Origin of the sequence: Marinobacter sp. (assembly GCF_041690455.1) — a bacterium.
Taxonomy (GTDB): domain Bacteria; phylum Pseudomonadota; class Gammaproteobacteria; order Pseudomonadales; family Oleiphilaceae; genus Marinobacter.
In genome coordinates this window covers 22,678-38,428 of the sequence record NZ_JAWLHI010000021.1, presented here as the reverse complement: position 1 = coordinate 38,428, position 15,751 = coordinate 22,678, and the positions used below count along the sequence as shown (strand labels likewise).

The following is a 15,751-nucleotide window of genomic DNA, read 5'->3' as shown; positions in this document are numbered from 1 at the left end:
GGTGATGCCATGACCAGGACTTCGAAAAAACTGACCGCCGGACTCTTCATCGTCACCGTCCTGACCCTGGGCGGCCTGTCCCTGCGCTCGCTCGCCAATTACGGGGGAGCCGAAAAGCTCGATCCCATTAGCGGCGAGCTGGCCCGGCACCTGGAGAACCACTATGACGAAAGGTTTCCGGTCCGCGACCTCGGGACCAACATCTGGGCCGCGATCAATTACCTGGTGTTCGACGAGGGGCGTCCCGGCGTAACCATCGGGCGTGAGAACTGGCTGTTCACCGATGAGGAACTGTTCCCGGCCACCGACAATCCCGAACTGATCGACACCAACCTCCAACGGGTGGTCGAGGTCAACCGGTTCCTGCGCGCCCGGGACATTCCCCTGGTGGTGCTGGTGGTACCCAGCAAAGCCCGCGTCTATACCGAAAAACTCGGCGATACCCGCCCCGCCCCCGAAATGCAGGCGCTGTACCCCCGGTTCCTTAAGCGCCTGGAATCGGAAGGCATCACCGGGCCGGATCTGCTGGACGAACTGCAGCGGGCGCAGGTGGAAGGAACGCAGGTCTTTCTCCGGACCGACACCCATTGGTCGCCTGCAGGCGCGGATGTCTTCGCGCGCCATGCCTCGGGCTTCATCCGCCATAGCCTGGACGAGCAGCCATGGGGAGAGCAGACGTTTGTGACCACGCTGGGCGAACCGATCCGGCATGAGGGCGACCTGCTCAACTACCTGCCCCTGGACCCGCTGTTCGAGCACCTGGCTCCCCGCCCGGACCGTTTCAACACGCGCGAAACGGTGAAGGCCAAAAGCGAAGAGAGCGCCACTGACCTGCTGTTTTCGGAACAGCAGACCGACCTGGTGCTGGTCGGCACCAGCTACAGCGCCAATCCCCTGTGGGACTTTCCGGGCGCCCTGCGCCGCTACCTGGGAAAGGACCTGATCAACCTGGCCGAAGAGGGACAAGGCCCGTTCGAACCCATGACGGAATACCTCCAGTCCGAGGAGTTCCGGACCAACCGGCCGAGCCTGGTGCTCTGGGAGTTCCCGGAGCGATACCTGGCCCAGCCCATCGAATCCGAACAGGCCGTGGCCTGGTTCGGCCAAGCCAATCAGCAACTGGCAACTGCCATCAACCACAACCCATCAAACCCCGAGGAGCACTGACATGCATTCATCACTCAAGGCCCTGACTCTGCTACTGGTATTTCTGCTCACCCCTCTGGCCGCCCAGGCGGGCGAGGACGCCCTGTATGCCGCCGAAGCACCGGATGGTGCCGCGTTCATCCGGGTCGTCAACGCCGACATAAAAGGCACGGTGCCCGAAGCCTCCATTGGCGGCAAATCCCTCAAGGACATCGAGCCCCTGCAGGCGAGCCCCTACATCTACCTGCCGGAGGGTGGTTATCAGCTATCGGTCGCCGGCCGCTCGGCACAGGTAAGCATGGAAAAGAACCAGTTCTACACCGCCGTGGTGATGGATTCCGGAGAGGTGATGATCCTCGAGGACGAAGCTTTCAACAATCCTCGCAAGGCATTGATTTCCTTCTACAACCTGACGCCTGACGCGCCCATTTCACTGAAGACCGCCGACGGGAAGGTCGACGTCATCAAGGGCCTGGATTCCATGGACGTGGCCAACCGCGAGATCAATGCGGTCAAGGTATCACTGGGCGCCTTCGACGACGGCCAGGCGCTGGCCACGACTCCGCCGGTCAACCTTCAGCGCGGCAAAGTCTTCAGCTTCTTCATCCTCGAGGTGGAAGGCTCACCACGGCTGATCGTGAGCGAGAACAAGGTGGACACCTCGATTTGAGCCGTGACAGGGCAAAGAGATATTCCGTGAAACAACTGGAGACGGTATTCATGCACCGCATCAGCAAGCGTGCACTCCGCCTCGCCCCGTGGCCGGGGCGGTTTCTGGCGGCGGCTCTGGCCGGGGTTGCGCTCGGCCTGCCGGACGCATCGGCGGTGGAGTTCCCGGAGTACGAGGTCGAGCCCTGCTGCGACCTCTGCCCGGCAGCTTCCCGGATCGAGTCCTATGACACCAGTTATCTGAAGAACTTCAATGTTCTCGTCGATGGCAAGGACGGCTGGCTGTTCCGGTCAGAAGCCGAACTGCCCGAGCAATTCGGTCCCAGCGCCGAGGGCCTTCCCCATCTCAGGCGGTTTGCCCGGCACCTGAAACAGACCACCGGCACGGAACTGGTCCTGGCATTCCAGCCAACCAAGGGCCTGGTACATCCGGACAAGCTACCGGAGTACCTGCCGGTGTCCTACTCCTGGCCCTTTGCCCGGACCAATTATGTCGCTGCGCTGGAACGTTTCCGCTCAGCCGGGCTGGTCGTGCCTGACCTCAGCCCACTGCTCAGAGAGCAGGAACGGGAGGACGCCTACTACTTCAAGCGTGACCACCACTGGACCCCCTTTGGCGCCAAACGCACGGCGCAGCTGGTGGCCGACCGGATCAAGCAGATGCCGGCCTACCAGTCCCTGCCCAAACAGAACTTCGAGACCCGGCGCACCGGCCTGATCCGCAAGGACGGCTCGCTGCAGGATGCCGCCCGCAGGATCTGCGGCCAGACCTGGCCCACCCAGTATGTGGACGATTTCCGCACCCAGGCCGCCGGCACCCTGGAATCGTCCGAGGCCAGCGCCCTGTTCGGTGATGACTCGCTGCCTCCCATCACCCTGATGGGCACCAGCAACAGCAAGGGCGCCCAGGACTACAACTTTGTCGGCTACCTGCAGGAGTTTCTCGGCGTGGAGATTCTCAACTTCGCCGTCGCCGGGGGCAGCTACAACGGCTCCGTCTTCGAATACCTGATGTCCGACAACTTCCGGCAGTCGCCGCCAAAGATCCTGATCTGGGAAGTGCCGGCCTATCACACCCTGGACAGCGTGGAGTTCTACCGCCAGGTCGTCCCGATGGTGACCGACGGCTGCAACGGCAGTGAGCCGGTGCTTCAGAACACCGCCAAGGTCTCTGCCGGCACCACGGAAGTGCTGTTCAACGGTGGTGGTGAATTCCTGGAATTGCCGAGTAATGAGTACCTGATCGAGCTCCAGTTCAGCGATCCGGGCGTGAAGGAACTGGATGCGTTCATCTGGTTCGTCTTCGGCCGGAAGGACCGGATCGATCTCGAGTACGGCTCCCGGGTCGAGACCTCCGGACGCTTCATGTTCGAGCTGCCCACCGGCGAGAGCTGGAACGACGAGCTGTTCATGTCCCTCGACCTGGCGCTGGAACCGGAACAGGTCACCGAAGGCCTGACGGTCACGGCCAAAGTCTGCCGCCGTCAGGACATCTGAGCAATTCATCAACTCTGAAAGGAGAGTTGCCTTATGAGCACGGAAGATCCGAGACGAATACCGGGAGCCTGGCGCGCCCTGCTCCCAGCCACGGCGCTGAGCCTGGCCGCCACGCCCGTTCTCAACGCCGCAGAATGCCCGACCGAGGGCCTGAGGGCGCCGCTCGGCTACTACCAGATCCCCGAGGCCCGGGAGGATGCCGGCAACTACGACTGTGAGATGGTGCCACCGCACACCGGTGACATGGACTTCACCAGCAAGTACGAGGGCAGCGACGGCGCCCGCAACGAACTCAACGAGGCCGCCTACCAGGAATACCTGAAGGCATCGGAAAACATCCGCGGTTTCGAGAAAGCGGTCATTGCCGCGGCCGACGACTACCAGGTGGATGGGGACGGCCCCGCCGCCCGGGACTGCGTGCTGGACAACCTGGAACAGTGGGCCAGCGCCGACGCCCTGTTGCCGGAGAACATCAATCATGTTGGCCAGGCGGTGCGCAAATGGGCACTGGCGGCATCGGCCAACGCCTACCTGCGGGTGAAGCTGTCCTCCAGCGAAACCGCCCTGGAACCGGAGCGGATGGACCGCATCGAGGACTGGCTCTCCCGGGTGGTCGGTGGCGTGCGCGAGTACTACACCGATCGCGAGCCCAGGAAGGTGAACAATCACGACTACTGGGCCGCCTGGGCGGTCATGTCCGCGTCCGTGGCGACCGGTGACTGTGAGGACTGGTCCTGGTCCCTTTCCAAGTTTGACGAGGCCATGGGCCAGATCACCTCCGACGGCTACCTGCCCAAGGAGCTCAGCCGCGAGGACCGCGCCCTGGAGTACCTGAACTACGCCATGCAGCCACTGACGCTCCTTGCCGTGTTTGCCAAGGTGAATGACACACCGGCCTACGACGGTAACCGGGAGCGGTTCGTCAAGCTGGCCCAGAACGTGGTGGATGGCCTGGAAGAGCCCGACCGGATAGCCGCCATCAATGGCCACGAGCAGATCACCAAGGGGCTCTATACCGGCTGGGGCCTGGCCTGGATGCGCCCCTGGACCGAAACCTGGAGTGGCCTGCCGGGCATGGCCTCCTTCCTGGAGGAGTATGGCCCGATGAAGAGCACCCGCCTCGGTGGCGACATCGAGTTTCTGTATGGCATCGAGCCGCTCTGGCCCGGCGGGACGGATCCCTTCCCCCCGACGGACCTGCGCATCAACGGACACACAACCAACGGCTGACCAACGGCACTGCCGAGGTCAGAAAACCGCCCGGATCTGACACCGGGCCCTCAAGAAGCAAGGAAAGGAGCAGGACTATGATTCCAGTGATACTCTCAGGTGGCACAGGCTCCCGGCTTTGGCCATTATCGCGCCGTGCCTACCCCAAGCAGTTTCTTCCCCTGCTGAACGAACAAAGCATGTTCCAGCAGACTCTGGCCCGCCTGCCCGAAACGGAGGTTGAGGCACCCGTAATTGTGGCCAACGAGGACCACCGGTTCCTGGTTCAGGAACAGCTCAGCGCCATTGGCAAAGCACCACAATCCATCCTGCTGGAACCGTTCGGGCGCAACACCGCACCCGCCGTGGCTCTGGCCGCCATCGAGTTGGCCCGGCAGGACCCCAGGGCCATCATGCTGGTGCTGCCGGCGGACCATGCCATTGATCAGACCGAGCCCTTCCACAAGGCCATCGCAGAAGGGATAAAGGTTGCCAGGGACGGTAACCTGGTCCTGTTCGGCATTACCCCGGACCGGCCGGAGACCGGTTACGGCTATGTCGCCGCCGGCAATCCGGAGCTTGAACCCAACGAGCCGCGCCCGGTCCGGCGGTTTATCGAGAAGCCGGATTCGGCCACAGCGTTGGCACTGCTCGAGGAAGGTGGCTACTACTGGAACAGCGGCATGTTCATGTTCCGGGCCGACGTCTATCTCGCAGAGCTGAAAAAACACAGCCGCGATGTCTATGACACCGTCATGCTCGCCGCCCGCTCCCTGGAGCAGGACATGGGCTTCAAGCGGATTCCGGCCGAAATCTTCGCGCACTGCCCCGAGGACTCCATCGACTATGCGGTGATGGAGAAAACCACCCGCGCCACGCTGGTGCCCCTGGATGCCGGCTGGAACGATGTCGGCGCCTGGTCTTCCATCTGGGACATCAGCAACAAGGATGAGCGGCGCAATGCGATATACAGCGACGCCTGCCTGAGGGAGACCTCCGGCTGCCTGGTCCATGCACCGGACAAACTCGTGGCCATGGTCGGCGTGGAGGATCTGGTTGTCGTCGATACCAAGGACGCGCTGATGGTGGCCCGCCGGGATTGCGTCCAGGACGTCAAGTACGTCGTCAACGAGCTCAAGTCACAGGCCAGGCCGGAAACCGAAGTGCACCGGGAAGTGTTCCGGCCCTGGGGCAGCTACGACAGCATCGACAACGGAAACCGGTTCCAGGTCAAACGGATCACCGTCAAACCCGGCGAGAAGCTCTCGCTGCAGAAGCACCACCACCGGGCCGAACACTGGATCATCGTGCGTGGCACCGCCGAAGTGACCCGGGATGAGGAAACTTTCCTGCTCTCGGAGAACGAGTCCACCTTCATCCCTATCGGTTCAGTCCATCGCCTGTTCAATCCCGGCAAGATTCCCCTGGAACTGATCGAGGTCCAGTCCGGCGCCTACCTCGGCGAGGACGACATCGAGCGACTGGATGACCAGTACGGCCGCACGCCCCAGGAAACGGAGTCCGGCTACGGCGAAGTGGAAGAAGAAGCCATCCCGGTGATGATGACCCGGGCCTGAAACCAGGGCCCGGCCTCCGGGGCACGGGCCTGTTTCCCAGCGATTCAGAGGAGACTGACCATGGATCTTGACTGCTTTAAAGCCTATGACATCCGGGGCAAGGTACCGGACCAACTCAATCCCGAACTGGCCGAGCGCATCGGCCGGTCCTATGTGGAGGTCACCGGCGCCCGCAAGGTGATCGTCGGCTACGATATCCGGCTGTCCAGCCCCGAGATTGCGGCAGCACTCAGCGAAGGACTACGCACGGCCGGTGCCAATGTGTTCGATATCGGCCAGTGCGGCACCGAGCAGGTGTATTTCGCAACCAGCCATTTCGGCATGGATGGCGGCATCATGGTAACCGCCAGCCACAACCCCAGAGACTACAACGGCATGAAGATGGTCGGCCCGGACGCCCGCCCGATCAGTTCCACCAACGGCCTGCTCGCCATCCGGGAGGGTTGCCGGGAACCCCTGGGCAATGCCCGCCAGCCAGGCGAGTTTTTTCACATCGATGCCATGAAGCCCTATATCGAGCACCTACTGGGCTACATCGACCGGGATACCCTGACACCCCTGAGCATCGTGGTGAATCCTGGCAACGGCGGTGCCGGCGAGGTGATCGATGCCCTCGAACCGTATCTGCCGTTCGAGTTTCATCGTGTTCACCACGCACCCGACGGCAACTTTCCCAACGGCGTTCCCAACCCGCTGCTTCCGGAAAACCGGACGCCTACGTCCATGGCGGTCACTGCCAGCAATGCCGCCATGGGCATCGCCTGGGACGGAGACTTTGACCGCTGTTTCTTCTTTGACGAGAAAGGCCGGTTCATCGAGGGCTATTACATCGTCGGACTGCTCGCAGACCAGTTCCTGCGCAAGACCGGCGGTGGCAAGGTAATCCATGACCCCCGCCTGACCTGGAATACCCGCGAGCTGGTAAAGGATGCGGGCGGCGAGCCCATTGAAAGCAAGACCGGCCATGCGTTCATCAAGCAGCGCATGCGGGACGAGGACGCCATCTACGGTGGCGAGATGAGCGCCCATCATTATTTTCGGGACTTCGCTTATTGCGACAGTGGCATGATCCCCTGGCTGTTGGTGGCCGAGCGGCTGTGCCAGTCGGGGGTGTCGCTGTCGTCATTGATCGACGCCAGAATTGAGGCCTTCCCCGCCAGCGGTGAAATCAACCGGACGGTGAAAGACCCGGAGCGCATTCTTCAAGGCATCGAGCGCCGGTATCTGGAGGAGGCCCTGTCGGTAACGCACACCGATGGCCTGAGCATGGAGTTCCAGCGCTGGCGCTTCAACCTGCGCATGTCCAACACCGAACCGGTAATCCGGCTGAACCTGGAGAGCCGGGGTGATATCGAACTGATGAAATCGTTTACCCGCTCCCTGCTCGATGATATCGAGGAACTTGATGGCCAGAGCCTTCGCGATCCCCAACTCAGCGTCGCCCTCTGAGACTGGATAACCTGGCCCTCACCAACGGGGTGCCAGGTTACCCTCCCCGCCCGATGCGTCAGACACTGGATAAAAAAGCGCCAATCGGGGATAATCACAATCCGTTTTTTAACCCGCTGTTTTTACTTTTCCGCCCAGTACCATGACAATTTTACAAGTAGCCCAGACACTTATCTTTATCGTTCTGCTTCTGAACACAGTACACCTGTTACCCGTGCTGGGACGCACTCTGACGGGACCGGCCAACACCCTTCAGCCGGGATTTCATTACAGCATCCTCGGTGTCCGGCTGCTGCGTAACGGCATCGGCCTGATCCTGGTGCCCGCTACCGCGGCACCAAACCCCGAGATTCACGCCGTGGTGCCTTTCGGCATTTTCGTGTTCCTGATGCTCGCCGGCATCAACAGCCTGCTGACGCAACTGCAGAAGCGCAGTCTGATGGCCTGGTCCGAGGACCGTTACGGTACCGAGTGATCCCCACTCTCCTGGAATTGCAGCAAGGCGTTGACGGTCTGGGTGTAGGGAGCCGGAATGCCCAGACGTTCGCATCGCCGGAGCACGGCCCCGGCGATGCTGTCCAGCTCCAGCGGCCGGCCCTTTTCCTTGTCCACCAGCATGGACGTCTTGATGGCGTTGAAGTTGCTGATCAGGTCAAACATCTCTTCCAGATCCTTCCGGCCGAGGTTTACCCCATCCGCCTTTGAAGCCTCCACCGTCTCCGCCATCATGCCGTAGACAATCTTGCTGAACTCGGCATGGTGAGTGAGGCTGCGGGTATCCAGGGCGGTCAGCGCCGAGAGTGGATTAACCCCGTTGTTGATGACCAGCTTTCGCCAGAGTTCGTAGCGGATACTGTCGGTAACGGTGGTGGGAATACCGGCTTCGTTGAAGGCGCGCTCGAGGCGGTCGAGCAGAGGCAACCGGGCATCATCCGGTTCGTTTACTTTCGGCCAGGCCCCCATCACGATCTGGGCCACGCCCTCGGCAAAGACCTTGCCGGGCTCGATGATATGTCCCCCAATGCGCACGGCCAGGCCACCCAGCACGCGGCTCTCCCCGACCACATCGGCAATCAACGGTTCATTGTCCACACCATTTTGCAGTGACAGTACCGGAACGGACCCGGCCCGCAGCCAGTCACCAAGCTCCTCCATCACCGGTCCGGTCGCAGTGGACTTCAACGCAACCGCAACCAGATCAAAGTTATCCGGCTGATAATCCCGAACCAGTGCTGCGTGATCCACCGCCGGCAACTGGCAGTCGAGCCTCTCGCCCTCGTAATCGACCCGAAGCCCCGCGCTTTGCAGCGCTTTCAGGTGTTCGCCCCGGGCGGTGAGCACTACCGGGTGGCCCGCCCTGGCAAGCCGGGCCGCGTAATAGGCGCCGATCCCGCCGGCACCGATCATCAAAACTTTCAGGGACATGGTATGAGATCCTGCTGTTGAATGGCCGTCACTTTACTACATTCACAACTACCGTAAATCCGACCGAGACATCCCGAATCGGTACAGCACCCCGGCCACCACCGCCACCACAATCCCTGACAGCGCAAACGACACGCCAAAACCGCCCGCTTCCAGAACCGCACCGAACAGTAACGGCGCCAGGAAATGAATCGCCCGGTTGGCCATCAGCCGCATACCGAGCGCGCCGGCCCGCTGGGTTTTCTCGACATTTTCCGCCAGCACCACCATCGACAAGGGTTGGCACAGGCCGGCGCCCAGCCCCACCAGGACGGACATAATCGCCACGAGGGGCGCATTACCGGCAAACCCGAGGCACCCCAGGCCGAGTGAGAGCGTACCGAGGGACAGGTAGGTGGCGTTTTCCCGGCCGCCCACGCTGGCAATGATTCTCGGGATGAATGGGCGGGCGACCATGGAAACGCCCGCCCGCAGGCTGACCAGCACCCCGATTACCGCGGCGCTCATTTCCAGGCTGTCGAGGTACACCGGGAGGTAACTACCGTAGACGCCCAGCGCGAACATGCCGGCGACGGTGATCAGCACGGAAACCTGCACGCCAGTATTCTCCCGCATCAGCCGAGCCTGGGCCCGGAATCCGGTCTGCGACCGGGCTACCCACTCGCCCCGGTTCGCCTCGCCGGTCAGAAGCAGGCCGGTGATTCCACCTGTCAGGGCGATTGCGGCCATCACCAGGAAAAGGTTGCCAACGCCTCCTGTCACTTCGATCCAGCCGCCGGCAATCAGCGGCCCAATCACCTGACCGCCGGACAGCCAGGTCGCATACCACCCGAAATAACCTTCCAACCTGGGCCCCGTCGCCAGTGACGAGATCACGGTCTGCGCCGAGAGCACCATCTGCAGATGGGCCAGCCCGACCAACAGCTGGCCGGCAATCAGGCCATAGAAACCCGGCACCACTTGCATCAGCACCAGCCCCACCACCATGACCAGCGCCCCCGCCACCAGAGTCACCCGTCCCCCATGCCGGGTGACCACACCGCCCAGGGGAATGGCCAGCAGAAACGGGAGCAGGTACTGGGAACTCAGCACCACGCCCAGCATCAGCGGGCTGGCACCCAACTCCAGGCCATAGACCGGAACCGTCACCAGCAACATCGAGTAGACAACGAAACAGAACGTCAGCGATACGCAGACGGACACGAAGTTTCGTTTGGTCTCGTCAGCAGACAACAGCGTAATCTCCAGGGAAAGGGTTTGTCGGTGGTTTGCCTTGCGGGCATTGAACCGATTATTGTGACTTGTTTCGTATGCTACCTGAAAGCCATGTACCAGAGAGAACCCATGAATCCGACCATTGAACTCCTGAAATCCCACCGCTCCATCCGCAAGTTCAAGGATCAGAAGATCCCCCATGAACGGCTGGAAGAGCTGGTTCGCGCCGGCCAGTGCGCCGCCACCTCAAATCATGTGCAGGCGTATTCCATCATTCACGTGGTCAATCCGGAGAACCGCCGGAAGATTTCCGAGCTGGCCGGTGGCCAGGCCCATGTGGTGGAAGCTTCGGATTTCCTGGTGTTCTGCGCCGACATGAAACGCTCCACCGAGGCCGCGGAGCGAGCGGGCGCCGACGTGGTCCGGGGTATGACCGAGCAACTGGTGGTGGCCAGTGTGGATGCCGCCCTGATGGCCCAGAACGTGGCAGTTGCCGCCGAATCCGAGGGCCTGGGGCTGTGTTACGTGGGCGGGATTCGGAATGATCCGGCCCAGGTGGCCGAGATTCTGAAGCTGCCGGAGCATGTCTACCCGGTATTCGGCATGAGCCTCGGCTACCCGGACCAGGATCCGGAAGTGAAGCCCCGGCTGCCGCTGGAGACCATCCTCAAGGAAGACTATTACGACGACAGCAAGGACGAGGAGCAGGTCGCCGCATTCGACGACACCATGCACCAGTACTACCTGGACCGCACCGGTGGCAACAAGGATTCCAACTGGTCGAAGGAGCTGAAGCCGCTGTTCACCACCAAGCTGCGCCCGCACATGAAGGAATTCCTCAACAAGCGCGGGTTCGGGGTCAAATAACCCCGACTGGCTCAGGCGTCCTCAAGGATGAGGACCACCAGCTCCTTCGGCCCATGGGCGCCGTAGGCCAGGACCTGCTCGATATCAGCGGTCTTGGACGGGCCGGACACCAGCAACAGATTGGTGGGCAAACCCGCCGACCAGTTCTGGCGCTGCATCATGGCATAGAGGTTGTCCTCGATCTCGCTGGCCTTGAGCAGGGCGATGTGCAGCGGCGGCAGCAGGCTCATCAGCCTCGGCTCGTGCCGGTCCGGCCAGAGCACCAGCGAGCCGGTGGCGGCAATGGCACCAACGGTACCGGTAATGCTCGCGTCGACCTGCCAGAACAGTTCCTCTTTCCATTCTTCTACCGGCCGGTCATACGCCAGCAGTTGCACGGACGGGCCTGACCGCTGCCAGTACTCCGCGAGTTGCTGGCCATGGGCGGTTGCCGGGGCATGGAGCAGATTGCCGAGGTCCCGCTCGGCCAGTATCGCGGCCACTTTTTCCGGCCAGTTGTCACTGCTGACCTGATGGATCTCGGTGTGCACCGCTTCCATCAGGTTGCGCAGCCGGGTGACCCGGTCCTCCGGCGCGTACTGCCAGGGCTCGGTCACCAGACGCTCGTCGAAGTCGTCCGGGCGAGGAATGGAGCCGGCCAGGCCGGTTCGAAGCTTGTTGAGGATATTGCTGCGGGCGCTCATGTTACTGCCCTCCGTTACGGGCCAGATGCTCCCGGGCCAGGTCGTGCAGGGAACGTTTCGCCGGAACCGGCGCGGTGTGGTTTTCGGTCCAGGGACCGACGTTTTTCGGTGTCAGTTTGCGGAACCGGGTGGCGCTCCACAGAAACAGCCGGTACAGGCCCGGGCTGGCATTGAGGGTCCGCCAGAACCGCCAGACCAGACGTTCCTTCCGGGAATACTTGGCACCCCCATCTTTCACCTTCGGCCCTTCCGCCGGGCTTTTCACATTTTCCTGGCGCAAGCGCTGGAGCAGCTCCGGGATCGGGATCTTTACCGGGCACACCTCGCCACAGGCGCCGCAGAGTGAAGACGCACTGGGATGGTCCGGTACCTGGTGCAAACCGACCATGTGCGGCGTCACGATCTTGCCGATCGGACCGGGGTAGACCTCACCATAGGTGTGGCCACCCACCCGGGTGTATACCGGGCAATGGTTCATGCAGGCGCCGCAGCGAATGCAGTTGAGGGTCTGGCGCATCTGGGCATCGGCGAAGGCGCCGCTGCGGCCGTTATCCAGCAACACCAGATGCACTTCCTCCGGCCCGTCCAGCTCGTCGGCCTTGCGCGGGCCGGAGATCATGTTCACGTAGGTGGTGATCGGCTGACCCAGGGCGGAACGGGTCAGCAGGGACAGCAGCGGCACCACGTCCCGCAGGTTCTCCACCACCTTCTCGATACCGGTCACGGCGATGTGGACCGGGGGTGCCGTGGTGCTCATCCGGCCGTTGCCCTCATTCTCCACCAGCAGCAGGGTGCCGGTCTCGGCGATCGCGAAGTTCACGCCGGAAACCCCGACATCCGCCTCCATGAACTTGCGGCGCAGGGTCCGGCGGCCGATCTGGATCAGCTCGTTGACGTCGTCGGTTTCCTCCACGCCCAGCTTGTCGTGGAACAGACGGGCCACCTGGTGCCGGTTCTTGTGGATCGCCGGCATGATGATGTGGGAGGGTTTCTCACCGTCGAGTTGGACGATGTACTCGCCCATGTCCGACTCCAGGCACTCTACCCCGCGCTCGGCGAGGTAGTCGTTCATCCCCATTTCCTCGCTGACCATGGACTTGCCCTTCACCACCTGCGAACCCTGGCGGGCCTGGATAATGCCATGGACAATCTCGTTGGCCTGTTCGGTGGTTTCCGCCCAGTGCACCTTCACGCCGTTGTCGGTCAGCTTCGTTTCCAGCTGCTCGAGCAGGTCCGGCAGCCGGGACAGGGCCCGGGCCTTGATCCGGTTGCCCAGCTCCCGCAGGCCCTCGCGCTCCTCCTCATCGGGGAAGGCATCGGCCCGCTTTTTCATCAGCGAATCCATGGCGGTGCGGAAGTTGGTCCGCAGCTGGCCGTCCGCCAACGCGACTTCCGCCCGGTCCCGGAAACCACTGGTCAGTTCGGTAACAGGAATCCGCTGGCTCATGCCCGGCCCTCCCCGCTCACCCGTTCCCAGAGGAAACTGGCCAGGTGCCTGCCCCGGAACGTCTGCTGCTGTTTGTCGAGAGAGCCATTGATGTTCATCAGGCAGCCCCCGTCGGCGGTAACCATTTCCTCGGCGCCGGAGGCCATCAGGGATTGGGTCTTGTCCGTTACCATGGCGCCGGAGACTTCCGGCATCCTTACCGAGAAGGTACCGCCAAAGCCACAGCATTCACTCTCGTGGTCATGGTCCACCCGCTCCACGTTGGACAGCTTGCCCAGCAGTTCCCGGGCATGGAGGTGGGTGTTCATCTCACGGCGGGCGGAACAGGAGGTATGCAGGGCGATCCGGGTGGGTTCACCCAGATCCTGCCACTCAACCTGGCAGACATTGAGCAGGAACTCGGTCAGCTCGAAGGTGCACTCGGCCAGCGACTCCACCCGCTTGAGGGTGTCGGGCTCTTCGGCGAACAGTTCCCGGTAATGCTGGCGGAACATGCCGGCACAGGACCCTGAGGGCACCACCACCGGCATTCCAGCATCAAGAATGGCCAGCTGCGCCCGGGCCACCTCACGGGCCTCGGCAGCGTAGCCTGAGGTCCAGGCCGGTTGACCACAGCAGCTTTGGCCTTCCGGGAAGTGCACCCGGATGCCCTCGCGCTCAAGCAGACGAATGGCATCGAGCCCCGCTTCCGGAAAGAACAGATCCACCACGCAGGTCCCGAACAGGATCACTTCCCGGGGCTTGGCCGGATACTGCCGCGGTCCGGGTCGCTCCGGGGCAACCCGGGTGGCATTCGGGGCAGCGTCGTAAAACAGTTCGTTCATGATCGGCTCCTTCACGGAAACGGCGCTCGCGCGCTTACAGTCAGACCAACGGATCCACGATGCCTAGCCCGTAGGCAGCGATCAGGGCAATCAGGCCGGTCATCAACAGGTAGTACAGGGTCGGCCAGACGGTCTTGCGCAGGGTCTGGCCCTCACGGCCAAGCAGGCCGACCGTGGCAGATGCGGCCACCACGTTGTGGATTGCCACCATGTTGCCGGCAGCCGCGCCCACCGCCTGCACTGCCACGATCAGGGCGGTGGACAGCCCCAGGCTCTCGGCAACGCCGAACTGGAACTGGCTGAACATCATGTTGGAGACGGTATTGGAGCCGGCGAGGAACGCGCCCATGGCACCAACGGCAGGCGCCAGCAGCGGATAGATGCCGCCGACGGTATCGGCCACCCAGGTCGCCATGGCAATGGGCATGCTCGGCAGGTCAGACAGGTTGACGCCGGAGTTGATCAGGATCCGCACCATGGGCACGGTGAACAGCAGCACGAAACCGGCGCTCAGCAGCACGCTGCCGGATTCCTTCACGGCGGCGGTCAGTTCCCGCACCTGCATGCGATGGATAAAGAAGGTGGCAATCACCACCATCACCAGGATACCGCCGGGCAAGTACAGCGGCTGCACGCCGGCGTTGATGCCCGTCTCGCCCAGGATGTTGGAGAAACCCACGCCAACGGAGGTGAACGCCGCCTTGACCTCCGGGATCACCCGGCTGATCACCAGCACCACGCCCACCAGCACGTAGGGCAGCCAGGCACGGAAGCCACTCATGGGCTTGGCGGCGAGATCTTCCAGCTTCATCTCGATACGACCGAACCACTCGGACGGCCACTGGTCACGGGGCGCAAAATCCCAGGCGGTTTTCGGCAGCAGGAAGCCCTTGCGGGCGGCCGTGGTGACAATGGCCAGACCGATCAGGCCACCCAGCAACGACGGGAACTCGGGGCCGAGTATCACGCCGGTCAGGGCATAAGGCACGACAAAGGAAATGCCGGCAAACAGGGCAAAGGGCAGCACCTCAAGGCCTTCGCGCCAGCTTTTGTTCTTGCCGAAGAAGCGAGTCATCATCATGACCATGAACAGCGGCATGAGCACGCCCACGATGGTGTGGGTAATCGCCACCTCGGAGGTGATCAATTGCAGGTACTGATCCCAGTTGGAACCCAGTTGCTCCAGCCGACCGCTGATGGTGTTGCGGTCCAGGCCGGTGGTCACACCAACAATGATCGGTGTACCAACCGCCCCGAAGGACACCGGTGTACTCTGCACCATCATGCCCAGCATGACCGCCGCCATGGCCGGGAAGCCGACGGCCACCAGCAAAGGCGCGGCGATAGCCGCCGGGGTGCCGAAGCCGGACGCGCCCTCAATGAACGAGCCGAACAGCCAGACAATGATGATCGCCTGCACGCGACGGTCCGGGCTGATGTTGGTGAAGCCTGCTCGGATGGCAGTGATGGCCCCGGAATGTTTCAGGGTGTTCAGCAGCAGGATGGCGCCGAAGATGATCCACAGCAGGCCAAGGGTGATCACCAGCCCCTGCAGCGAAGACGCGAGAATGCGGTTGAAACTCATGTCCCAGCCGGAGTAGGCAATCAGCGCTGTTACCAGGAACACCAGCGGCATGGCACGGCGAGCCGGCCAGCGCAGGCCGAGCAGAAGAATCCCGGCCAGGAGGATGGGCGTAAACGCCAAGAGGGCGAGCAATCCGGACGACATACAAATCTCCAAAT

Annotated in this window: 14 protein-coding genes; 8 read left to right on the top strand and 6 right to left on the bottom strand. The window is 62.5% G+C overall.

Annotated elements, in window-relative coordinates:
- Nucleotides 1-9 precede the first annotated feature (9 nt).
- The 7 genes from ACESMW_RS07010 to ACESMW_RS06980 all read left to right on the top strand — a co-directional run bounded on the left by ACESMW_RS07010 (nt 10) and on the right by ACESMW_RS06980 (nt 8,022).
- Nucleotides 10-1,167, top strand: a complete 1,158-nt coding sequence (locus ACESMW_RS07010; protein ID WP_372986343.1) for an alginate O-acetyltransferase — start codon at nt 10-12, stop codon at nt 1,165-1,167.
- 1 nt (nt 1,168) lies between these two features.
- On the top strand, nt 1,169-1,816 hold the full coding sequence (locus ACESMW_RS07005; protein WP_372986342.1) for an alginate O-acetyltransferase AlgF: 648 nt from the start codon (nt 1,169-1,171) through the stop codon (nt 1,814-1,816).
- Between the two features lie 26 nt (nt 1,817-1,842).
- Nucleotides 1,843-3,312 carry an alginate O-acetyltransferase AlgX-related protein gene (locus ACESMW_RS07000; RefSeq protein WP_372986341.1) on the top strand — a complete coding sequence of 490 codons (1,470 nt, stop codon included), beginning with the start codon at nt 1,843-1,845 and terminating at the stop codon, nt 3,310-3,312.
- 33 nt (nt 3,313-3,345) lie between these two features.
- Nucleotides 3,346-4,542, top strand: a complete 1,197-nt coding sequence (locus tag ACESMW_RS06995; RefSeq protein ID WP_372986340.1) for an alginate lyase family protein — start codon at nt 3,346-3,348, stop codon at nt 4,540-4,542.
- A 77-nt stretch (nt 4,543-4,619) separates the two neighbouring features.
- Entirely contained in the window at nt 4,620-6,098 is a 1,479-nt protein-coding gene (locus tag ACESMW_RS06990; RefSeq protein ID WP_372986339.1) for a mannose-1-phosphate guanylyltransferase/mannose-6-phosphate isomerase, read from the top strand.
- A gap of 60 nt (nt 6,099-6,158) precedes the next feature.
- Nucleotides 6,159-7,547 carry a phosphomannomutase gene (locus ACESMW_RS06985; protein ID WP_372986338.1) on the top strand — a complete coding sequence of 463 codons (1,389 nt, stop codon included), beginning with the start codon at nt 6,159-6,161 and terminating at the stop codon, nt 7,545-7,547.
- A gap of 142 nt (nt 7,548-7,689) precedes the next feature.
- A complete protein-coding gene (locus tag ACESMW_RS06980) occupies nt 7,690-8,022 on the top strand; it encodes a hypothetical protein (RefSeq protein WP_343814057.1) in 333 nt (110 codons plus the stop codon).
- Here ACESMW_RS06980 and ACESMW_RS06975 read toward each other — a convergent pair.
- Entirely contained in the window at nt 8,007-8,972 is a 966-nt protein-coding gene (locus tag ACESMW_RS06975; RefSeq protein WP_372986337.1) for a ketopantoate reductase family protein, read from the bottom strand. The genes ACESMW_RS06980 and ACESMW_RS06975 overlap by 16 nt on opposite strands.
- 48 nt (nt 8,973-9,020) lie before the next feature.
- The gene (locus ACESMW_RS06970; protein ID WP_372986336.1) at nt 9,021-10,205 is read right to left on the bottom strand and encodes an MFS transporter; all 1,185 of its coding nucleotides are present in this window, start codon (nt 10,203-10,205) and stop codon (nt 9,021-9,023) included.
- Between the two features lie 111 nt (nt 10,206-10,316).
- On the opposite strand from ACESMW_RS06970, the gene nfsA reads away from it, so the two are divergent.
- Nucleotides 10,317-11,054: an oxygen-insensitive NADPH nitroreductase gene (gene nfsA, locus ACESMW_RS06965; RefSeq protein WP_372986335.1), complete on the top strand. Its 738-nt coding sequence runs from the start codon at nt 10,317-10,319 to the stop codon at nt 11,052-11,054.
- Nucleotides 11,055-11,065: 11 nt separating this feature from the next.
- Here nfsA and ACESMW_RS06960 read toward each other — a convergent pair whose 3' ends face one another.
- From ACESMW_RS06960 to ACESMW_RS06945, 4 genes are read right to left on the bottom strand one after another with little or no spacing between them, the layout of a single operon-like run.
- Nucleotides 11,066-11,737 (bottom strand): lactate utilization protein C, encoded by a 672-nt coding sequence (locus ACESMW_RS06960; RefSeq protein WP_372986334.1) that lies wholly within the window; start codon nt 11,735-11,737, stop codon nt 11,066-11,068.
- 1 nt (nt 11,738) lies between these two features.
- A complete protein-coding gene (locus ACESMW_RS06955; protein WP_372986333.1) occupies nt 11,739-13,184 on the bottom strand; it encodes a LutB/LldF family L-lactate oxidation iron-sulfur protein in 1,446 nt (481 codons plus the stop codon).
- Nucleotides 13,181-14,008, bottom strand: a complete 828-nt coding sequence (locus tag ACESMW_RS06950) for a (Fe-S)-binding protein (protein ID WP_372986332.1) — start codon at nt 14,006-14,008, stop codon at nt 13,181-13,183. Before ACESMW_RS06950 ends, ACESMW_RS06955 begins: the two co-directional genes overlap by 4 nt.
- Nucleotides 14,009-14,048: 40 nt before the next feature.
- Nucleotides 14,049-15,737, bottom strand: a complete 1,689-nt coding sequence (locus ACESMW_RS06945; protein ID WP_372986331.1) for an L-lactate permease — start codon at nt 15,735-15,737, stop codon at nt 14,049-14,051.
- Between the last annotated feature and the right edge of the window lie 14 nt (nt 15,738-15,751).